Genomic DNA, 21,897 nt, shown 5'->3' with positions numbered 1-21,897 from the left:
GCTTAAGGCCCGTGATGAAACTGTCTGACTTCGATTTTGACCTGCCCGAGGCGCTGATCGCCACCCGGCCCGCCCGCCCGCGCAGCTCTGCCCGGCTGCTGCTGGCGGAAGGCGACAGCCTTCGTGACCTGCATGTGCGCGATCTGGTCGAGGTGTTCCGCCCCGGCGACCGTCTGGTGCTGAACAACACCCGCGTGATCCCCGCGCGGCTGACCGGGCAGCGCCGCCGGGGAGGGGCCGTGGCAAAGGTGGAGATCACCCTGATGGAGCCGGCAGCCTCGGGCTGGCGGGCCATGGCCAAGCCCTTGCGCAAGGTGCTGCCGGGTGAGGTGCTGGTATTTTCGCCCGACCTGTCGGCCACAGTCGTGGAAAAATCCGACACCGATCTGCGACTGGAGTTCAACCTGACCGGCGACGACTTTGATGCCGCTCTGGCGCAGGCGGGGGCCATGCCCCTGCCGCCCTATATCGCCGCCAAACGCGCGCCGGATGCGCAGGACGCGGATGATTACCAGACCGTCTTTGCCCGGCACAGCGGGGCCGTCGCCGCCCCCACCGCCAGCCTGCATTTCGATGCCGCCTTGCTGGAGGCCCTGCGCGCCAAGGGCGTGGCCTTCACCGAGGTGACGCTGCACGTCGGCGCGGGCACCTTTTTGCCGGTGAAGGTCGAAGATGTGACGACCCACCGGATGCACGCCGAATGGGGGCAGGTGAGCGCGCAGGCGGCCGAGCAGATCAACGCGACCCGCGCGGCGGGGGGGCGGGTGATCCCGGTCGGCACCACCGCGCTGCGCCTGATCGAGACGGCGGCGCGCAGCGGTAGGGTCGAGCCGTGGGAGGGGCCCACGGATATCTTCATCTACCCCGGGTTCACCTTCCACGCGACCGATGCGCTGATGACCAATTTCCATCTGCCAAAATCGACGCTGTTGATGCTGGTCTCGGCCCTGATGGGCAAGGACCGGATGGACCGGATCTACGCTCATGCCATCGCGCAGCACTACCGGTTCTTCAGCTATGGCGATGCGTCGCTGTTGATCCCGTAACACACGGCATTGTCGCTTGCATCTGACCGGCAGGCATAGCAAAGGCCGCTTTTCGCGTCGGGGGTGCCGTCTCTGACATGACTTCGACACGCCTGTTGCCTAGACTGGGCGGATTGACCAAAGGACGCTGCACATGCTGACCGTTTTGCGCAACACCTGGGCGCTTTTGCTGGGGCTTGGCCTGCTGATGCTGGGCAATGGCATGCAGGGCACATTGCTGGGTATCCGCGGCGGGATCGAGAATTTTTCGACCTTCCAGATGTCTCTGGTGATGTCGGCCTATTTCGTGGGGTTTCTGTTCGGCAGCCGTCTGGCCCCGCTGATGATCCGCCGTGTCGGGCATGTGCGGGTGTTTGCCGCGCTGGGGTCGCTGATTTCGGCGGTGCTGATCCTGTATGCGGCGGCCCCTGACTGGATGATCTGGGCGGCGTTGCGGGTGATCATCGGGTTTTCGTTTTCGGGCGTGTATATCGCCACCGAAAGCTGGCTGAACAATGCCTCCACCAATGAAAACCGCGGTCAGGCACTGTCGCTGTATCTGATCGTGCAGATGATCGGGATCATTGCGGCGCAACTGTTGCTGAACGTGGGCGATGCTTCGGGCTATATCCTGTTTGTCATCCCGTCGGTGCTGGTGTCGCTGGCCTTTACCCCGATCCTGCTGTCGGCCAGCCCGGCGCCGGCCTTCGACTCCACCAAGCCGATGTCGTTCCGTCGGTTGTACGAGGCGTCCCCCCTTGGCTGTGTCGGCATGTTCCTCTTGGGCGGCGTGTTTTCGGCCCAGTTCGGGATGGCGTCCGTCTGGGGCACGCAGGCGGGGTTGAGTATTGCGGATCTGACGATCTTCGTCTCGGCGATCTATGTCGGCGGTCTGGTGCTGCAATATCCCACAGGCTGGCTGTCGGACCGGATCGACCGGCGCATCGTGGTGCTGTGGCTTGCCGTTCTGGGGGCGGTGGCGCTGATGATACCGGTGCTCTTTGATCCGCCGTTCTGGGTGCTGGTCGGCGTGGGTGCGATCTGTGGCGGGGTGTCGAACCCGCTCTATTCGCTGCTGCTGGCCTATGTGAACGACTATCTGGACAAGACCGATATGGCCGCAGCCTCGGCCGGGCTGATGTTCATCAACGGGTTGGGGGCGATTTCCGGCCCGGTGATCACCGGTTGGATGATGGGCGTCATCGGGCCATCAGGGTTCTTTCTGTTCATGGGCATTCTGTTTGCGGTTCTGGCGCTTTACACCGTCTGGCGGATGACCCAGCGCCGCGAAACGCCGATGGTCACCTCGGGCTATACGCCGGTTTCGCCGACAGCGTCGGTGGTGGCGGTGGAAACCGCCGCCATGGTCGAGGCCGAGGATGCGCAGCAAGTCAAGGCGCGGAACTGATTTGCCTTTCCGGGATTGGCCTGTCAGGCTGAGGCAAAACAGGGGGGCGGCATGTCTGATCCGATAGAGGTTCTTGATTTCTGGCTGGGCGAGATCGGCTCTGAGGGCTGGTACAAGGGCAGCGAAGAGATCGACGATGCCTGCGCCACGCGCTTTGGCGCCTTGACCGAGGCGCTTGGCAATGACGGGCTGGAGCATTGGGTGGATGGCGCGGTCGGCACATTGGCCTATCTGATCGTGGCCGACCAGTTTTCGCGCAACATCCATCGCGGCACGGCGGCGGCCTTTGCCAATGACGCCCGTGCCCGGGCTGCGGCCCGCCGCGCGCTGGAGGCGGGCTGGGACATGCAGGCCCCGGTGCCCGAACGGCAGTTTTTCTACATGCCGTTCGAGCATTCCGAAGACATCGCCGATCAGGATCTGGCGGTCAGCCTGATGGAGACCCGGATGGAGGGCGATGCCGAGCTTTTGCTGCATGCCCGCGCGCATCGTGACATCATCGCGCGCTTTGGCCGGTTTCCGTTTCGCAACGCGGCCCTTGGGCGGGACACAACGCCGCAAGAGCAGGCCTTTCTGGACGCAGGGGCCTATGCGGCGGTGGTCACCGCGCTGCGCAACAGCCATGCGTCAGACGCATAGGGTGCAGGCGTCAGCTTCGTTGCTTGAATTTCAGGAATAGTTTAAGGGTAAACCACTTTTTCCAGGGAGGGACGAATGGCAGGTTCAGGCTTTGATGTGATCGTGGTGGGCGCAGGCCCCGGCGGCTATGTGGCGGCGATCCGCGCCAGCCAGCTTGGCCAGAAGGTCGCAATCGTCGAGCGCGAACATCTGGGCGGCGTCTGCCTGAACTGGGGCTGCATTCCGACCAAGGCCATGCTGCGCAGTGCCGAAGTGTTCCATTTGATGGAGCGGGCCAAGGAATTTGGCCTCAAAGCCGACGGGATCGGTTATGACTTGCCTGCCGTGGTGGCGCGGTCGCGCGCGGTGGCCAAGCAGCTGTCGGGCGGCATCGGGCATCTGATGAAGAAGAACAAGGTCACGGTCTTCATGGGGGCGGCGACGCTGCCAAAGCCGGGTGTGGTGTCTGTCAAGACCGACAAGGGCACCGAAGAGCTGACGGCCAAGAACATCATCCTCGCAACCGGCGCGCGCGCCCGCGAATTGCCGGGGCTGGAAGCGGATGGCGATCTGGTCTGGTCTTACCGCCATGCGCTGGTTGCCAGCCGCATGCCGAAAAAACTGCTGGTGATCGGGTCGGGCGCCATCGGCATCGAATTTGCGTCCTTCTTCAACACGCTGGGGTCCGACACCACCGTGGTTGAGGTGATGGACCGCATCCTGCCGGTGGAAGATGCGGAAATTGCAGCCTTTGCCAAGAAGCAGTTCATCAAGCAGGGCATGAAGATCATGGAAAAGGCGGCGGTCAAAAAGCTCGACCGCAAGCCGGGTGTTGGCGTGACCGCGCATATCGAGGTGGGCGGAAAGATCGAGACGCATGAGTTTGACACGGTGATTTCCGCTGTCGGCATCGTCGGCAATGTCGAGAACCTGGGGCTGGAGGCTTTGGGCGTCAAGATCGACCGCACCCATGTGGTGACAGATGAATATTGCCGCACCGGGGTGCCGGGCCTGTTTGCCATTGGCGACATTGCAGGCGCGCCATGGCTGGCGCACAAGGCCAGCCATGAAGGCGTGATGGTGGCCGAACTGATCGCGGGCGGTCATCCGCATCCCATCAAACCGGGCAGCATCGCCGGCTGCACCTATTGCCACCCGCAGATCGCATCGGTGGGGATGACCGAGGCCAAGGCCAAGGAGGCCGGGCATGAGATCAAGGTCGGGCGCTTCCCCTTCATCGGCAATGGCAAGGCGATTGCGCTTGGCGAGTCGGAAGGCATGATCAAGACCATCTTTGATGCCAAGACCGGCGAGTTGCTGGGCGCGCATATGATCGGTGCGGAAGTGACCGAGCTGATCCAGGGCTATGTGATTGGCCGCACGCTGGAGACCACCGAGGAAGACCTGATGAACACGGTCTTCCCGCATCCGACCCTGTCCGAGATGATGCATGAATCGGTGCTGGACGCTTACGGTCGTGCGCTGCACATGTGACCGGCGGCGTCAGGGGGGCTTTCCGCCCCCCTCGGCTTCGCCTCACCCCCCGAGGATATTTGTGAACAGGAAATGAGCCGGTCATGCGGGCTGTGGTGACGGTGCTGGCGATCTGGGCCGCGGGCCTGGGGGCTGCGGCGCAGTTCGGCAAGATTTCGGTGCTGTTCGGGGCTTTGGCCGATCAATATGCCGGGGCCTCGCCGGTGGCGTTGGGGCTGATCGTGTCGATTGTCGGCATCGTCGGGCTGGTGTTCGGCACCACGGCGGGGCTGTTCGTGGCGCGGATCGGGCCGCGCCGGGCGATTGTCGCCGCGCTTGCAATGGGGGCCTTGATGAGCGCGCTGCAATCGCTAGGCCTGTCCTATCCGGTGATGATCGCCAGCCGGGTGATCGAGGGTGTCTCGCATCTGGCCATTGTGGTGGTGGGGCCGACGCTGATTGCGGGGCTGGCGGCAGAGCGGTTTCGCGGGCTGGCGATGACACTGTGGTCAAGTTTCTTTGGCGTGACCTATGCGGTATTGGCCCTGGCCGCGCCGCCCCTGCGCGATGCCTATGGTGCGGCGGGGATCTATCTGGCGCATGCGGGCTGGATGGCGGGGATGGCGCTGTGTCTGGCGCTGATCTTACCAAGGGACCCGGCGGCACCGCGCGGGGCCCAGTCTGGGGTGCTGGCGCAGCATGCGGCAATTTACGCCTCACCCCGGGTATCGGCCCCGGCGCTGGGGTTCTTTTGCTACACCTTCCTTTATGTTGCGCTGCTTACGCTGGTGCCGCCCGATGTGCCGGTGGCTCAGCGGGCATTGGCGGCGGCGGGCATGCCGCTGATTTCCATTGCGCTGTCGCTGACGCTGGGGGTTTGGCTGCTGGGGCGGGTCTCGGCGGTGCGGGTGGTGCAGGGGGGCTATCTGGCGGCGGTGCCGGGGATTGTGGTTCTGGCGCTGTTCTGGGGGCAGGGAGCGGGAATGGTGCTGGGGGCGCTTTGGGTCGCGGCAGCGCTGGGGATCGTGCAGGGCGCGAGTTTTGCCGCGATCCCCGAGTTGAACGCCACATCGACGGCGCGGGCGCAGGCCGCGGGGGCGATCGCGCAACTGGGCAATCTGGGCACCACCACCGGCACACCGGTGCTGGCGGCGCTGCTGACCGGTGCGGGGCCATGGGGGCTGGCGCTGGTGGCAACACTCGCCTGCGCCCTGGGGATTGGCCTGCATGTGGTGCAGGCACGGCGGCGGGGGCGGGGGGCGTGAGCGGCTTTTTCGCATGTTCTTAATCTGTTCTTAATTTCACCTTGGAGACTCGCGCGAAAGCCCCTATCTGTGGTGCGGCAGTGCGGGGTGAGACTATGGCGGAACAAAAGTTCATCGAGGTGCGCGGTGCGCGCGAACACAACCTCAAGAACATTGATGTGGATATTCCCCGTGATCAGCTGGTGGTGATCACCGGGCTGTCGGGGTCTGGCAAATCGTCGCTCGCCTTTGATACGATTTATGCCGAAGGCCAGCGGCGCTATGTCGAGAGCCTGTCGGCCTATGCCCGCCAGTTTCTGGACATGATGGGCAAGCCCGATGTCGACCACATCTCGGGCCTGAGCCCGGCGATTTCCATCGAGCAGAAGACCACCAGCAAGAACCCACGGTCCACCGTCGGCACCGTGACCGAGATCTACGATTATCTGCGCCTGCTGTTCGCCCGCGTCGGCACGCCCTATTCGCCCGCCACCGGCCTGCCGATCACCGCGATGCAGGTGCAGGATATGGTCGATGCGGTGATGGCGATGCCCGAGGGCAGCCGCGCCTATCTGCTGGCCCCGATCGTGCGCGACCGCAAGGGCGAGTACAAGAAGGAGTTCCTCGATCTGCGCAAGCAGGGGTTTCAGCGGGTCAAGGTGAATGGCGCGTTCTATGAGCTGGAAGAGCCGCCGACGCTGGACAAGAAATTCCGCCACAACATCGACGTGGTGGTGGACCGGATCGTGGTGCGTGAGGGGCTGGAGACCCGGCTTGCCGACAGCTTCCGCACCGCGCTGAACCTCGCCGATGGCATCGCCGTGGTGGAAACGGCCCCTGCCGAAGAGGGGGCTGAGGGCGAACGCACCACCTATTCCGAGAAATTCGCCTGTCCGGTTTCCGGCTTTACCATTGCCGAGATCGAGCCGCGTCTGTTCTCCTTCAACGCGCCCTTCGGGGCCTGTCCGGTTTGTGACGGTTTGGGCGTAGAGCTGTTCTTTGACGAGCGTCTTGTGGTGCCCGATCAGGGGCTGACGCTGATGCAAGGCGCGATTGCGCCGTGGTCAAAGTCGAAATCACCTTACTTTACGCAGACCATTGATGCGCTCGCCCGGCATTACGAGTTTGACAAGAAGAAGAAATGGAAAGACCTGCCCGCCCATGTGCACCAGTTGTTCCTGCATGGGTCACATGGCGAGGAGATTGATTTTTCCTATGACGAGGGCGGGCGCGTCTACAAGGTGCGCCGGGTGTTCGAAGGCGTGATCCCCAATATGGAACGCCGCTACAAGGAGACCGACTCCGCCTGGTCGCGCGAAGACATGGAGCGGTTTCAGAACAACCGCGATTGCGGTGCCTGTGGCGGCTATCGCCTGCGGCCCGAGGCTCTGGCGGTCAAGATCGGCGGATTGCACATCGGGCAGGTGGTCCGCATGTCGATCCATGAGGCGCATGACTGGATTCAGACCGTGCCCGCGGCGCTGACCGGGCAGAAGAATGAAATCGCACGCGCGATCCTCAAGGAAATCCGCGAACGGCTGGGGTTTCTGGTCAATGTGGGGCTCAATTACCTGACGCTGTCGCGCAATGCGGGCACGCTGTCAGGCGGCGAGTCGCAACGCATCCGGCTGGCGAGCCAGATCGGGTCGGGGCTGACCGGCGTGCTCTATGTGCTGGATGAACCCAGCATCGGGCTGCACCAGCGTGACAATGACCGGCTGCTGACCACGCTGAAAAACCTGCGCGATCAGGGCAATACCGTGCTGGTGGTCGAACATGACGAGGATGCGATCCGCGAGGCGGATTATGTGTTCGACATCGGGCCGGGGGCCGGGGTGCATGGGGGCCGGGTGATTGCGCATGGCACGCCGGCACAGGTGGCGGCGGACCCTGCCAGCCTGACCGGGCAATACCTGTCGGGCGCGCGCGAGATTGCGGTGCCCAAGGTGCGGCGCAAGGGCAGCGGCAAGAAGCTGACCGTGGTGGGTGCCACTGGCAACAACCTGCAAAATGTCACCGTGACCTTCCCCTTGGGCCGGTTCGTCTGCGTCACCGGCGTGTCGGGCGGGGGCAAATCGACGCTGACCATCGAGACCCTGTTCAAGACCGCCGCCGGCAAGCTGAACGGCGCGCGCGAGACGCCGGCACCCTGCGAGACGATCACCGGGTTCGAACACCTTGACAAGGTGATCGACATTGACCAGCGCGCCATTGGCCGCACGCCGCGCAGCAACCCGGCCACCTATACCGGGGCCTTTGGTCCGATCCGTGACTGGTTTGCCGGGCTGCCGGAATCCAAGGCGCGCGGCTATCAGCCGGGGCGGTTTTCCTTCAACGTCAAGGGCGGGCGGTGCGAGGCCTGTCAGGGCGATGGCGTGTTGAAGATCGAGATGAATTTCCTGCCCGATGTCTACGTGACCTGCGAAACCTGCAAGGGCAAGCGCTACAACCGTGAGACTTTGGAAATAAAGTTCAAAGACAAGAGCATATCAGACGTTCTTGATATGACATGTGAAGAGGCTTTGGGGTTCTTTCAGGCGGTGCCCGCGATCCGCGACAAGATGGATGCGCTGTGTCAGGTGGGGCTTGGCTATATCAAGGTCGGCCAGCAGGCGACCACGTTGTCGGGTGGCGAGGCGCAGCGGGTGAAACTGTCCAAGGAACTGTCGCGCCGCGCGACCGGCCGCACGCTCTATATTCTCGATGAGCCGACGACGGGTCTGCATTTCGAGGATGTGCGCAAGCTGCTGGAGGTGCTGCACGAATTGGTGGAGCAGGGCAACACCGTGGTGGTGATCGAGCACAACCTTGATGTCATCAAAACCGCTGACTGGATCATCGACATCGGCCCCGAGGGTGGCGATGGCGGCGGGCAGGTGGTGGCCGAAGGCACGCCAGAAGATGTGGCAAAGGTCGCGGCCAGCCATACCGGGCGCTATCTCAAAGACATGCTCAAACCCCGGCGACTGGCGGCAGAATAGGCATTTGGCGGCTGCTGGTCAGATCAGCTTGCCTCCAATCCGGCCTTTCCAGATGGGCAACAATCGCAATTGGCGCAGCGCCGCGGGCTGAACCGCGCCTGCGTTCCGGGATGATTCGCTTTGAGCGTCGTCTGTGTGGTTTCGAATATGTAAACAATTCGTAACCGTAGCGTGTATTTGTTTTTCCGGTCCCGCAGACCTTTCAACCCGTGCTTGCAACTGCGCGTATTTTTGCGATTTGCTTAGGGAAGCGGCGTCAAACAAGGCAGAATTGAGGCACGAGACCATTTTCACAGGCTGCCCGGTGCAATGTGACTGGAACGCCAATCAACATATAAGACGGAGGGCTGAAATTGAGAGTTACATCTTACGTCATGGGCGCAGGGGTGGGGTTGGCCCTGGCCTTTGCCGCCTCGGTGGCATCCGCTGCAACCTGCGGCACCTCATCCGGGCTTGACACCACCAATGTGATCATCACGTCGATCGACTCTTCCCCAGCTTCGATCGCGGCATCTGATTGCGCAGGGGTGTTTGCCGGCAACGACACCGGCAACCAAGGAACACTGCTGTCAAACCTGAACAGCGGCATCTTTGCCGGTTTCATCGGTGACTGGTCGATCTACGGCAAGTCGGATGAAGACGCGAGCGTCAGTGCAAGCGAAACAAATAACGGGTCGTGGAGCATTGATTACCTGACCAAGTCCTATTCCGTGTTTGCCCTGTCGCTCAAGGCAGCCAATGGCTATGCCGTCTATCTGTTCGACCTCAGCCCTGGCAGCGCGATGGATCTTGCGGGCACGTTCAAAACGCTCGGCTTTCAGGCGGGCAATAGCCCAAATTCACCAGATCTGTCGCATATGACCGTCGCCGTGTACGGCGATGGTGTGTCTGCGGTGCCACTGCCGGCGGCAGGATGGCTGATGCTGGCGGGGATCGGTGGACTTGCCGCGCTTCGCCGCCGCAAGCGCAGCTGACGGTCAAGACATTTTATGAAGACAAGGGCGGCCTCTCAAGGCCGCCTTATTTTTTGCGCCTATGCCTTGGCCCCGGTGCTGAGACTGTGCCGAGACCGCTGCTATTCAGGTGCCTTGTCATGCCGTTTCAGTTTCAGAAACACTGTGTCGCCGCGCCAGGGGCCGCAAAACACCTGCCAAACATAGCATTTGAATCACCTTTATGTCATTTAAGACCCACGGATCAGACTGGGGTAATGGGCATCGTCGGGTCACGAAACGTTTAACCAGTCAGAAATGTATCGGAGCTGACAATGATTGACACAAAATGGGTGGCCGCTGCGGCGGTGACCGTCTGCATGGCTGCTGGCACCGCGCAGGCTGCGACCTACACGTTTGATTTCACGGACTCGACCAGCGGATGGCAAAACACCCTGTCTTTCGCATCGCTTGAGGATCCGACGGTCAAGGTCACGGCAAGCGCCGGAACCTACAGCAACAGCAATGTGGTGACTGCCGGTGATGCGAGGGTGCGGACCTGGGCAGGCGCAGGCCTTGGCGTCTGTGGCGATGTGGCTGGCAAGAGCAACAACTGCAAGGACAAGGATCATCGGATCGACGGCAACGATACCAATGATCTGGCGATGTTTGTCTTTGAAAAGGCGATGCAGGTCACCTCGATTTCCTTCTCGTATTTTGACAGTGTCTTTGTGCCGGCCAAGTACAAAATCGAAAAAACCACCTGCAAGAGCGTCAAGTGGGGCTATTGCACAAGCTGGAACTACACCTACGTTCTGGAAACCCCGTCCGAAACCATTGTCGACATGTTCGACCTGTTCCTTGGCACCGAATATGCCACGACGGATGTGGTCGAGGGCAGGGTGACGTTTTCCGATCTGCCGACTGTGCTGTCCTTCGGTATCGGCGCATCAGGCAAGCATGACGCGTTCAAGATCACCGGCATGACGGCCGCGCATATCGAAACGCCAGCTGCAGTGCCGCTGCCCGCCGGCGGGTTGCTGCTGCTGACCGCGATGGGTGGCATGGCCGCGCTGAAGCGTCGCCGCAAGGCCGCCTGAGCCGCAACGCCCCGGCACGGGGCATGACGGAATGGAAAAGGGGTGGTCCTGCGACCACCCCTTTTTGCTTCACTCCATCTGTTTGAAGTTCAGGCTGGCCCCTTCCTTGATGCCCGAAGGCCAACGCGAGGTGATGGTCTTGGTCCGCGTGTAAAAGCGGAAGGCATCCGGCCCGTGCTGGTTCAGATCGCCGAAGGAGGATTTCTTCCAGCCGCCAAAGGTGTGATAGGCCAGCGGCACCGGGATCGGCACGTTGATGCCGATCATCCCCACATTGATCCGGTGCGCAAAGTCGCGCGCCGTGTCGCCGTCGCGGGTGTAAAGCGCGATGCCATTGCCGTATTCATGGTCCATGGCATAGCCGATGGCTTCCTCATAGGTTTTCGCCCGCACGGTGGACAGGACGGGGCCGAAAATCTCCTTGCGGTAGATGTCCATGTCGGTGGTCACATGGTCAAACAGATGCGGGCCGACGAAGAAGCCGTCCTCATAGCCTTGCAGGTTAAAGTTGCGGCCATCGACCACCAGTTTTGCGCCCTGCGCGATGCCGGACTCCACCAGCTTCAGGATATTGGCCTTGGCCGCGGCGGTGACCACCGGGCCATAATCCACATCATTGCCGGCGGTATAGGGGCCAACCTTCAGCGCTTCGATCTTGGGGATCAGCTTTTCGATCAGCCGGTCAGCGGTTTCATCGCCCACCGGCACCGCGACCGAAATCGCCATGCACCGCTCACCGGCCGCGCCGTAGCCTGCGCCGATCAGCGCATCGGCGGCCTGGTCCAGATCGGCGTCGGGCATGATGATCATGTGGTTCTTGGCACCGCCAAAGCACTGCACCCGCTTGCCATTCGCACAGCCGCGCCCATAGATGTATTCCGCAATCGGGGTCGATCCGACAAAGCCCACGCCCGCAATCTCCGGATTGTCCAGAATGGCATCCACCGCGTCCTTGTCGCCGTTGATCACCTGCAACACGCCATCGGGCAGGCCGGCCTCTTGCATCAGCTCGGCCAGCATCATCGGCACCGACGGGTCACGTTCCGATGGTTTGAGGATGAAGGCGTTGCCGCAGGCGAGCGCGGGGCCCATTTTCCACATCGGGATCATGGCGGGGAAGTTGAAGGGCGTGATTCCGGCGGCCACACCGATGGGCTGGCGCATGGAATACATGTCGATGCCGGGGCCGGCGCTGTCGGTGAATTCACCTTTCAGCAGATGCGGCGCGCCGATGCAGAATTCCATCACCTCCAGCCCGCGCTGGATATCGCCCTTGGCGTCGGGAATGGTCTTGCCGTGTTCAGACGACAGTGCTTCGGCAAGCTTGTCCATGTCGCGATGCAAAAGCTCGACAAACTTCATGATCACCCGCGCGCGGCGTTGCGGATTGGTGGCACCCCATTTGACCTGCGCCTTTGCAGCATCAGCGGTGGCGCTGTCCAACTCGGCCTTGGTCGCAAGCGCCACACGGGCCTGCACTTCGCCGGTGGCGGGGTTGAAGACATCGGCAAAGCGGCCCGAGGTGCCGGGGGTGTGCTTGCCGTTGATCCAGTGACCGATTTCTTTCATCGTGGTCTCCCTTTGGTTTGGCGGCAGGATAGCCTTGCACAAAAGCAGGATAAAGCGGCAATATATCAAAAAGGTTTTGCAGGATTGCAATATGGACTGGGATGATCTGCGGGTGTTCCTTGCGGTCGCGCGGGCGGAAAGCCTGTCGGGCGCGGGCAAACGGCTGGCGCTGGACCCGGCCACGGTGGGGCGGCGGGTGGCGCGGCTGGAGGTGGGGGCAGGCGCGCGCCTGTTCCTGAAATCCCCGCTGGGCTATGCGCTGACCGAAGAAGGCGCACGTCTGGTGCCGCATGCCGAAGCGGCCGAAGCCGCGTTGATGGCGGCAGAGGAAGCGATCACTGGCGGCGCGGGGGCAGGGCTGTCAGGGCAGATCCGGCTGGGGGCACCGGATGGCTGCGCAAATTACATCCTGCCGCAGGTGATCCGGGCGATCTGTGACGAAAATCCGGGGCTGGAGGTGCAGATCGTGGCCCTGCCGCGGGTGTTCAACCTGTCACGACGCGAGGCGGATCTGGCCATCGGGGTCAGCCGACCACAGGCGGGACGGTTGACGGTACAGAAGCTGACCGATTACCGGCTGCATCTGGCGGCGCATCCCGAGTATCTGGCCGCCGCCCCGCCGCTGCGGACCCTGGCCGATCTGGCAGGGCATCGGGTGGTGGGCTATATCGCCGACATGATCTTTGACAAGGAGTTGGATTATCTGACCAGCCTTGGCGCAACGGCCCCGGCGATGGCGTCGAATTCGGTATCGGTGCAGTTGAACCTGCTGCGCGCGGGCGCGGGCGTGGGGGTGGCGCATGACTTTGCACTGCCCTTTGCGCCGGAACTGGTAAAGGTGCTGCCGGCAGAGCTGTCGCTGACCCGCGCCTTCTGGCTGATCCGGCATGAGGGGGATGCCCATTCTGCCCGGCTGGCCCGGTTCGCAGACCGGTTGGCACAGGGCATTCGCCGCGAAGTTCAACGGCTTGAGGCGCAGAGCCCAGCTGTCGCCGCACAGGATGCTTGACAGAGTGTCACAGTCGGCGGACGCTTTGAGGACGCGTCAAGGGAGGATGCCATGATCGTTCAGCAAATTCTGAAACTGAAAGCCAGCAGCGACGTCACCACTGTGCCGCCAGAGGCTGATCTGCGCCATGTGGCTGAAATTCTGGCGGCGCGCAAGATCGGCACCGTGGTGGTGACACAGGATGGCAACACCATTCTGGGCATCGTGTCAGAGCGCGACATCGTCAAGGAAGTGGCGCAGAACGGGGCGGCCAGCCTGACCCAGCCGGTGGAAACGATCATGACCAAGGTGGTGCAGTGCTGCAAAGCGGCGGAAAGCGCGGATTCGGTGCTGGAGCGGATGACGGCAGGCCGGTTCCGCCACATGCCGGTGCAGGATGGCGATCAGATGGTCGGGCTGATTTCGATCGGCGATGTGGTCAAGGCGCGGCTGATGGAGCTTGCGGCTGAAAAGGACGCGCTGGAGGGGATGATCAAAGGGTTCTGACGCAGGGTCGTGCCGGCTCTTTCGCGCTTGCAATCTTCTGCCCGATATTGTTGCGTTTCATCAGTTTAAACGGCGGAAGAAGACCCTATGCGCATCGGCCTCTATCCCGGCACCTTTGATCCGATCACCCTGGGTCATGTCGATATCATCCAGCGGGCCATGGCGCTGGTGGACCGTCTGGTGATCGGGGTGGCGATCAACCGTGACAAGGGCCCGATGTTCAGCCTGGAAGACCGGGTGCGCATGGTGCAGGCGGAATGTTCTGCCATCACAGCCCGTACCGGGGGCGAGATCATCGTGCATCCCTTTGAAAACCTGCTGATCGACTGCGCCCGCGATGTGGGGGCCTCTGTCATCGTCCGTGGTCTGCGGGCGGTTGCGGATTTTGAATATGAATTCCAGATGGTCGGCATGAACCGTGCGCTGGATTCCAGCATTGAAACGGTGTTCCTGATGGCCGATGCGCGGCGGCAGGCGATTGCGTCCAAACTGGTCAAGGAAATCGCGCGGCTGGGGGGTGATGTGTCGAAATTCGTGACCCCGCCGGTAGATGCCGCCCTGCGCAACCGCTTCGGCACCCGGATCTGATCTGCCCGCGGGCCTATCTGGCCAGGCTGGTCACCCTGCGCAACCAACCGGTTCGGCTCAGGGCGACAGTCCCCGCCTGCGGCAGCTGGCTGGCATCCAGCGCCACGCCGCGCTTCTCGGCGCTGGTCTGCACCGCGGTGCACAGCTGCGGCGCACGGCGCAGCAGATCCAGAAAGCGTGATTCCTCGAGCGACAGCAGGGTGGTATGGCTGATCGCGGTCACCCGCGCCCGGCGCGACCGGCGCAGCAACAGCGACAGCTGGCCAAACATTTCACCCCGGCCCAGAAGAAAGCGGCTGCCGGCCTGTTCCGCCTCGACCGCGCCGGAGGCAATGAACCAGACCCTGTCGGGCTTGTCATCCTTGCGCATCAGGATGTCGCCGGGTTTGGCATAGACCGTCTTCATATGCTTGGCCAGTTGCGCCAGTGATGCAGGATCCAGATCGGAAAACAGGGGAAAGCTGCGCACGATATCGGTGCGTTGCAGGCGCAGGTCCAGCCGGGGGCGCAGCGCAAGGGCATCGCGTTCGGCTGCGGTCTGGCTGCGCAAGGACAGGCGCAGTTCCGGACCGATCAGACCATCGGCGGTCATCTGGTCATATTCCGCCTCTTCGCGCTGCAAGACCAGACGCCGGATCAATCGGCGTTCCAGCTCTTCGGCATAGCCGGGGAATTGGGTCCGCAACCCCTCCATCTCGCGGTTGGTGTCCTCGATCCGGCGCTTGATCAGGTCGTGCAGCAGCCCCGCCACCCGGCGCGAATGGATGCGCAAAATGCGGGTTTCGATAAAGCCGGTCAGTTGGCGTAGCATCTGCCGATGCGCCACCAAAGCCTCGAACCGGTCTTCGGTCATCCGGGCCAGCGGCAGCTTGATGCGGAACCGGTTGTGCAGCCATTCCGCCGTGCGCAAGGTGCGCCCCGCCGTCAGCGCCCGGCGCGCCTGCGCGCGATAGCCGGCGCGGCCTTGGGTCAGCGTGGCTTCGATCAGACGGTCGGCATCGGCCAGCATCCGGTCGGCCAGCCGCGCCGACATCAGGTTTTCCTGAAACGCCTCCAGGATCAGATCGCGTTCATGGCCGGCAAGCGCCAGCAGGCCCAGCGTCACCCGGTCTTTTTCCAGAATGTCGCGCGCCTCATCGGCGCGTTCAACCGCCGTGTTGAGCCTTTCCCCAAAGCGGACCGCCTCATCGCGGACAATGGCAGGGGTCAGGTCCATCTCGCGCGCGGTTTCGGCCACGGTTTCGCGCACCTCCTGCAAGGAGACCGCCACCACCTGATCCGACAGCGCGCGGTCCAGCGGCGACAGCCGGTCAAGCCCCAGCTTGCCGATCACCCACCGCAGCGTGGTGCCCTGCACCAGCAGGGTAAAGAGCACAAAGCCGGTGGCGACGATGCCCACCTGCCGCTTGGTTTCGACAAAGATGCCGGGGTTTTCGGTAACGGCAAGCGCCAGGGCCAGCGTGACCGCGCCGCGCAGCCCCCCCCACAGAATGGCGATGCGGTAGGGCGGGTCTACCTGTGGCGACAGCCCGGCAGAGGTCAGCAGCGGCAGGATGCCATAAAGCACGATGGCCCGGGCCACAAAGGCTGCGATCACCGCAACAAGGATCAGGCCAAGATCTGTGGGCCGCAACCCCTCCAGCACGCGCGGCACCAGAAGGGCGGCCAGCACAAAGATCAGCCCGCCAGCCCAATAGGCGATCAGCGACCAGGCATCACGCAACTGCGCCAGTGCAGGGGGCGAGATGCGGCCGGGGGCGGAAAAGTTCACCGTCATGCCTGCGACCACCACCGCCACAACGCCCGAAGCGCCAACCACCTGATCCGCAAGCAGGAAGGTGGCAAAGGGCGTGACAAAGCTGATCGACACCTGCGCCAGTGGCCAGGGGTTCATCCAGCCCATCACCTGTACCGCAAGCCTGCCCACGAACCAGCCGACAAAGGCCCCGGCCACGATCAGCCAGGGCAGTTGCAGCAAGGCGAGGCCAATGTTCGGCTCGGTATCGCGCGCGGCGACGGCGACCAGAAACACCGAGGTCAGGGCGATGGCGGCGGCGTCATTCAGCAGGCTTTCGCCTTCGACGATGCGGGCCAGACGCTGCGGGGCAGGGGTGGCGCGAAAGATGCTGACCACCGCCGACGGATCGGTGGTCGAGACAATCGCGCCGATCAGCAGACAGGCAATCAGCGGCAGGGGGGTAAAGGGTTTCAGCGCCATGCCGATCACGAAGGTCGCCACCACTACGGCCACCACCGCCAGCACCAGCACCGGCACCCAGTCATCCAGCAGGCGCCGCAGGTTCAGCGTGAGCGAAACCTGAAAGATCAGCACCGGCAAGAAGATGTAGATGAACAGATCGGAAGAGATCGGCAGCGACAGGATCGCCAGCGCCAGCGGGTTCAGCGCATCGGTAATGTCGGTGCGGAAGAACCACGCCGCCGCCGCCCCGATGGCACTGCCAACGGCCGCGAGGATCACGGTGACAGGCAGCCGCAGCCGCGCCGCAAGCGGCTCGGACAGGGCGATGGCCAGAAACAGGCCAGACAGGATGGCGAGGAAGACAATCAGATCCATGACGCCCTCATAACCCGTTGCCGAGACAATAAAAAGCGAGGGCCGGTCACAAAACGTGACCGGCCCGAAACATGCCTGAGCTCAGGCGTGTTCTCGCACCCTGCCGTTCACGGCAAGGGCGCCAGGACCATTGCGCCTCAGGCGGTGGTGCGGCGGCGGCGCGCCAAGGCACCAAGCGCCCCCACACCGGCCAACATCATCCAGCCCGCAGCCGGCAGCGGTACGGCGGGCGGCGTTCCCGGATCGACTGCGGCTACCGAATAGAGGATATTGGAAATACCCACGTTCCAGGCATCGGGGCCAAGATTGATCTGAATGCCCGAGGCCGAGGTCCAGGACCCGTTGAACGAGGTCACTTCCCCTGTGGCAAGCGGTGTAAAGCTCTGGTTCACCAGCAGAGTGTTGGCGGCGGTGTCGATGACCTGCACCAGCGTATCCGAAATAGAGCTTGCATAAGGTGCGATCTCAAAGCCCGAGACAGTGACTGCAAAACCCGCAAGCGGCTGGAACAGAATAGACAGACCGCCCCCCACAAATTCGCCATAGGCGACATGGGGCAGGGTCTCATATCCGCCAGCCCAATGACGAACGTCAAAGAGCCCGGCATTATCGCGCGAACCGTCATAAATGACATCCAGCTGCCCGGCGATATCACCGTATGACTGCCCGATGAACGATCCGTTGCCGCAAACCGTGTCAGCGGCCGCACCACAAATGCTGCCGCTGAAATCAAGGATGAGAGGGGCTGCCTGCGCCATAGGGGCAAGACAGGTTGCAAGGGTAAAGGCGAGAGCGTAGCGCATTTTTCCTCCATGAACAAAAACCCGGACAGGCCGGAAACACCAAAAGAAGGAAAACGCTAGGATCGTCTGATGATTCGCTCAACCGGCAATATGTCTTTGCCATGCATGATTTGGGTACAAGCAAGGCAAGAGCGGGCCGACTATGTGGCGGCTCGAGCTTTCTTGCCTGCGCCCAGTGGAGATATCCCGCTTGTCCGCGGCCCGCCCGTGCGGGATCAGATCAGCTTGCCCATCGCCACTGCGGTATCGGCCATCCGGTTGGAAAAGCCCCATTCATTGTCATACCAGGTCAGGATGGAACAGAACGTGCCATCCATCACCTTGGTCTGATCCATATGGAACACCGAAGAATGCGGGTCGTGGTTGAAGTCTGACGAGACGTTCTTGTACTCGGTATAGCCCAGAATGCCCTTCAGCTTGCCATCCGCGGCCGATTTGATCGCGGCATTTATCTCCTCCACCGACGTTTCACGCTTGGCGATGAACTTCAGGTCAACGACCGAGACATTCGGCGTCGGCACGCGGATGGCAAAGCCGTCCATCCGGCCCTTCAGTTCGGGCAGCACCAGTCCCACGGCCTTGGCCGCCCCGGTGCTGGTGGGGATCATCGACAGGGCGGCGGCGCGGCCCCGGTACAGATCCTTGTGCATGGTATCCAGCGTCGGCTGGTCGCCGGTGTAGCTGTGGATCGTGGTCATCATGCCTTTTTCGATGCCGATCACGTTGTTCAGCACGTATGCCACCGGCGACAGGCAGTTGGTGGTGCAGGACGCGTTGGACACGATGATATCATCCGATGTCAGCGTGTCATGGTTCACGCCGTAGACGATGGTCTTGTCTGCACCATCACCTGGGGCCGAGATCAGCACGCGTTTCGCGCCGTTTTCCAGATGGGCCTGGCATTTTTCCTTGCTGGTGAAGATGCCGGTGCATTCCATCACCACATCGACATCCGACCATGGCAGATCGGCCGGGTTGCGCAGGGCGGTCACCCGCATCTTGCCGCGGCCCGCGTCGATCCAGTCGTCGCCAGTGGTCACGGTGCCGGGAAAGCGGCCATGCACCGAATCGAAGCGCAGCAGATGCGCGTTGGTTTCAACCGGGCCCAGATCATTGATCGCAATGACCTCGATATCCGTGCGGCCCGATTCGATGATGGCGCGCAACACATTGCGCCCGATGCGCCCGAACCCGTTGATGGCAACTTTGACCGTCATGGCAATCTCCTGATGAAAAGCGACTCGCATGTCACGTTTAGCGCTAACATCACCAGTCAGCGGCAAAAATCAACGGCAGACTGGCGCATTCAGCGCCAGAATGCCGACCATTCCACCATATCCGCGAATTTCATCGAGAGAAACAGCAACGCGCTGGCGTCGTTCCATGCAATGTCCGCGCCTGCCGCCGCGATGATGATCAGGCCAAGGCTCAGGGCAATCCGGTCGGTCACATTCATCCCCAGTCGGGGCGCACCTTCCCCCGGTCAGTGCAGCAGCCGCCCCATCACACCGGCCACATCGGCCATGCGGCAGGAAAAGCCCCATTCATTGTCATACCAGGCCAGAACCCGCACCGAACGGCCAACAACGCGGGTCTGGTCCGGGGCAAAGATAGACGACTGCGTGGTGTGATTGAAGTCGATAGAGACCTTGGGTTCCGGATCATAGGCCATCACCATGCCCATATAGCCGGCGCAGGCCTCGCGCACGATCGCATTCACCTCGTCCACCGTCACCGATTTCGCGGCGATGAAGGTCAGATCTACCGCGCTGACATTGGGGGTGGGCACCCGCAGCGAGGTGCCATCCAGCTTTCCGGCCAGTTCCGGCAACACTTCGCCCAGCGCCTTGGCCGCCCCGGTGGTGGTGGGGATCATCGCCATGCTGGCCGCGCGGGCGCGGTACAGATCGGCATGGCGGCGGTCCAGCGTGGGCTGGTCGCCGGTGTAGCTGTGGATGGTGGTCATGATGCCCGACTCGATGCCGATGGCGTCATTGAGCACCTTGGCCAGCGGTGCCAGACAATTGGTGGTGCAAGATCCGTTGGATACCACGTGATGGTCGGGCGTCAGGGCGCGGTGGTTGACGCCGTAGACCACCGTCATGTCGGCGCGCTTGGCGGGCGCGCTGACCAGCACCCGCTTGGCCCCCCGCGTCAGGTGCACGGCGGCACGGTCACGGTCGTTGAACTTGCCCGTGCATTCCAGCACCACATCCACACCGTCCCAATCCAGCTCGGACGGATCATAGCTGCTTTGCACCCGGATCGGCCCACGCCCCAGATCCAGCGTTGTGCCGCTGACCTTGATCACGCCGGGAAAGCGGCCATGCACCGAGTCATATTTCAACAGATGCGCGTTGGTTTCAATCGGCCCGGTCGCGTTGATGGCCACCACCTGCACATCATTGCGGTTTGATTCCGCAATATGGGCCAGAGTGCAGCGCCCGATGCGGCCAAAGCCATTGATGGCGACGGTGATGGTCATGGCGCGCTCCTGCCTGAATGCTCCACGCTCAGATACAGGGCGCAAAGCACTGTGCAAAGATCAAAAACGCATTACAATCATGATGTTAGCGCAAACCATTGATGTTTGCGCTAACGATGCCGCGCCCTTGGGCAAGGGGCCGAATCCCGGTGCAAACCGGATGCGGCCCGCGCAGGTTCAGGCTGTGCGGCGGCGCAGCAGCGCCAGCCCGCCCAGCGCAGCAAGCATCAGCGGCAGGCCGGCAGGCAGCGGTACCGGCGCGAATTGGGCGGCCAGATCGCGGGTGGCATAGCGGGTGCCATCCCCCAGCAGCCAGGTGTCGAAGTTGACGAAGCGTCCCAGCGTCTCGCCCGCCACGCTGGTCAGCGCAAACTGCACCACACCATCGACAAGCGAGAAGCTGGCAATATCGGCCAGCAGGTAATCGGTCAGCCGCAAAGTGTTCTGCCCCGCGCCGCCATCGGCCTGCCCGTCAAACAAAAAGCCCGCGCTCAGCGCCTTGATTTCCAGCACATCATTGCCACCACCAAACAGGATGTCGCCAAACACCTGGCTGTCACGGCTCAGCGAAACCAGACTGTCGCCTTGCATCGGTGCCAATGCTATGGCGGGGCTGTCCCGTCCAACCAGCGTGCCGCTGTTGTAGACCTCCACGCGGTTCTGCGCGGCCGGGTCGGTGCCGATGGCCGAGGGGCCTTCGATGTAACCGGCGTTGATGATGGTGACCGTGCCGGAGGGGCGGAGCGGATCGCGGCTGTTGTCAAACTCCGGGTCGATGTCGATGCCATTGCCACCGGACCCGGTGGTGATGATGCGCCCGGTCGCGGTGTTGGTGATCGTGCCTTCGTCGATGTCGATGCCGTCGTCGCTGCCCTGAATAAGACCGTGGTTGAGGACAGTGCCAGAGGCGAATTGCACGCCATCCTGATCTTCCACCCCGTCACGGATCTTGATGCTGCCGTAATTGACCAGACTGAAATCGTCCCGCGCCTCGATCACCTCTTCGCCGCCGATCAGCGTGCCGTAATTGGTTACGCTGGTGCCCTGGCCCCGCAATTGCAGAGCGCGGCCTTCCAGCGAAGAAATGGTGCCGTAATTGGTCACGACCGAACCGGGGGCCGAGCCTTCGGTGCGGATGGTCTGGCGGCGCGAGGTGATTTCCCCATCGGCAAGGTTGGTCACCACCAGCCCGCCGCCAAAGCCGTCCAGCGCGTGAATGGCGCGGTCGCCACTGGATATCTTGCCCGAATTCACGATGGTCAGGCCGCTGCCGGTGGCCTGGATGGCATCTGTGTTGTTGCGGGTGTCAGAGTTGTCGATGATGCCGTCATTGACGACGCTGACAGTGGTGCCGCCGAGGGCCAGCGGAGGGGTGTTGCGGTTGGTGCTGGTCACACTGCCAGTGCTGGTGACGACAACCGCCAGACCATCTTGTGCCGAACTGACCGGATCGCTGTCCGGCGCGCCGCAGGTGACCGTGGGGGCAAGCGGATCAATGCCAAAGCTGCAGGGCGCAGCATGGCCCGCCTGGGGCAGGGCCAGCAGAACCAGTGCCGTGCTGGCAAGAGCGGTGGTAAAACATGCGGACGAACGCATCCTGG

General features: G+C 62.6%; 18 protein-coding genes. 11 read left to right on the top strand and 7 right to left on the bottom strand.

Annotation, left to right across the window (positions count from 1 at the left end):
- The first annotated feature begins 14 nt into the window (after window positions 1-14).
- The 8 genes from queA (at window position 15) to CXR43_RS08415 (ending at window position 10,781) form a co-directional block, all read left to right on the top strand.
- Complete coding sequence (queA, locus tag CXR43_RS08450) at window positions 15-1,046, top strand: tRNA preQ1(34) S-adenosylmethionine ribosyltransferase-isomerase QueA (protein ID WP_103333551.1); 1,032 nt, start codon at window positions 15-17, stop codon at window positions 1,044-1,046.
- A 133-nt stretch (window positions 1,047-1,179) separates the two neighbouring features.
- On the top strand, window positions 1,180-2,433 hold the full coding sequence (locus CXR43_RS08445; protein WP_103333550.1) for an MFS transporter: 1,254 nt from the start codon (window positions 1,180-1,182) through the stop codon (window positions 2,431-2,433).
- A gap of 51 nt (window positions 2,434-2,484) precedes the next feature.
- Window positions 2,485-3,072 (top strand): DUF924 family protein, encoded by a 588-nt coding sequence (locus CXR43_RS08440; protein WP_103333549.1) that lies wholly within the window; start codon window positions 2,485-2,487, stop codon window positions 3,070-3,072.
- A 75-nt stretch (window positions 3,073-3,147) separates the two neighbouring features.
- Window positions 3,148-4,545 carry a dihydrolipoyl dehydrogenase gene (lpdA, locus tag CXR43_RS08435; protein ID WP_103333548.1) on the top strand — a complete coding sequence of 466 codons (1,398 nt, stop codon included), beginning with the start codon at window positions 3,148-3,150 and terminating at the stop codon, window positions 4,543-4,545.
- An 83-nt stretch (window positions 4,546-4,628) separates the two neighbouring features.
- On the top strand, window positions 4,629-5,789 hold the full coding sequence (locus CXR43_RS08430) for an MFS transporter (RefSeq protein ID WP_103333547.1): 1,161 nt from the start codon (window positions 4,629-4,631) through the stop codon (window positions 5,787-5,789).
- 95 nt (window positions 5,790-5,884) lie between these two features.
- Entirely contained in the window at window positions 5,885-8,749 is a 2,865-nt protein-coding gene (uvrA, locus tag CXR43_RS08425; protein ID WP_103333546.1) for an excinuclease ABC subunit UvrA, read from the top strand.
- A gap of 353 nt (window positions 8,750-9,102) precedes the next feature.
- On the top strand, window positions 9,103-9,723 hold the full coding sequence (locus CXR43_RS08420; RefSeq protein ID WP_146036496.1) for a VPLPA-CTERM sorting domain-containing protein: 621 nt from the start codon (window positions 9,103-9,105) through the stop codon (window positions 9,721-9,723).
- 293 nt (window positions 9,724-10,016) lie between these two features.
- Window positions 10,017-10,781: a VPLPA-CTERM sorting domain-containing protein gene (locus CXR43_RS08415; RefSeq protein WP_103333544.1), complete on the top strand. Its 765-nt coding sequence runs from the start codon at window positions 10,017-10,019 to the stop codon at window positions 10,779-10,781.
- Window positions 10,782-10,850: 69 nt separating this feature from the next.
- Here CXR43_RS08415 and CXR43_RS08410 read toward each other — a convergent pair whose 3' ends face one another.
- Window positions 10,851-12,350 (bottom strand): CoA-acylating methylmalonate-semialdehyde dehydrogenase, encoded by a 1,500-nt coding sequence (locus CXR43_RS08410; RefSeq protein ID WP_103333543.1) that lies wholly within the window; start codon window positions 12,348-12,350, stop codon window positions 10,851-10,853.
- Between the two features lie 91 nt (window positions 12,351-12,441).
- Between CXR43_RS08410 and CXR43_RS08405 the strand changes: the two genes are divergently transcribed.
- The 3 genes from CXR43_RS08405 (at window position 12,442) to coaD (ending at window position 14,433) form a co-directional block, all read left to right on the top strand.
- Window positions 12,442-13,359, top strand: coding sequence for a LysR family transcriptional regulator (locus CXR43_RS08405; protein WP_103333542.1), 918 nt, complete (start codon window positions 12,442-12,444; stop codon window positions 13,357-13,359).
- Between the two features lie 51 nt (window positions 13,360-13,410).
- Entirely contained in the window at window positions 13,411-13,845 is a 435-nt protein-coding gene (locus CXR43_RS08400; protein WP_103333541.1) for a CBS domain-containing protein, read from the top strand.
- 87 nt (window positions 13,846-13,932) lie between these two features.
- A complete protein-coding gene (gene coaD, locus CXR43_RS08395) occupies window positions 13,933-14,433 on the top strand; it encodes a pantetheine-phosphate adenylyltransferase (RefSeq protein WP_103333540.1) in 501 nt (166 codons plus the stop codon).
- A 13-nt stretch (window positions 14,434-14,446) separates the two neighbouring features.
- Here coaD and CXR43_RS08390 read toward each other — a convergent pair whose 3' ends face one another.
- From CXR43_RS08390 to CXR43_RS18040, 6 genes are all read right to left on the bottom strand, one after another.
- Entirely contained in the window at window positions 14,447-17,008 is a 2,562-nt protein-coding gene (locus CXR43_RS08390) for a cation:proton antiporter (RefSeq protein WP_103333539.1), read from the bottom strand.
- Window positions 17,009-17,145: 137 nt separating this feature from the next.
- Entirely contained in the window at window positions 17,146-17,811 is a 666-nt protein-coding gene (locus CXR43_RS08385) for a VPLPA-CTERM sorting domain-containing protein (RefSeq protein ID WP_103333538.1), read from the bottom strand.
- Between the two features lie 215 nt (window positions 17,812-18,026).
- On the bottom strand, window positions 18,027-19,028 hold the full coding sequence (gene gap / locus CXR43_RS08380) for a type I glyceraldehyde-3-phosphate dehydrogenase (protein WP_103334126.1): 1,002 nt from the start codon (window positions 19,026-19,028) through the stop codon (window positions 18,027-18,029).
- 89 nt (window positions 19,029-19,117) lie between these two features.
- A complete protein-coding gene (locus CXR43_RS17875; RefSeq protein WP_168219745.1) occupies window positions 19,118-19,267 on the bottom strand; it encodes a hypothetical protein in 150 nt (49 codons plus the stop codon).
- Window positions 19,268-19,294: 27 nt separating this feature from the next.
- Window positions 19,295-20,296 carry a type I glyceraldehyde-3-phosphate dehydrogenase gene (gene gap, locus CXR43_RS08375; RefSeq protein ID WP_103333537.1) on the bottom strand — a complete coding sequence of 334 codons (1,002 nt, stop codon included), beginning with the start codon at window positions 20,294-20,296 and terminating at the stop codon, window positions 19,295-19,297.
- A 177-nt stretch (window positions 20,297-20,473) separates the two neighbouring features.
- Window positions 20,474-21,892, bottom strand: a complete 1,419-nt coding sequence (locus CXR43_RS18040; RefSeq protein ID WP_103333536.1) for a VPLPA-CTERM sorting domain-containing protein — start codon at window positions 21,890-21,892, stop codon at window positions 20,474-20,476.
- Window positions 21,893-21,897: the final 5 nt, after the last annotated feature.

It is taken from the genome of Pseudotabrizicola formosa, from assembly GCF_002900965.1.
Lineage (GTDB): Bacteria > Pseudomonadota > Alphaproteobacteria > Rhodobacterales > Rhodobacteraceae > Pseudotabrizicola > Pseudotabrizicola formosa.
This window is presented reverse-complemented; position numbering and strand designations above follow the sequence as displayed.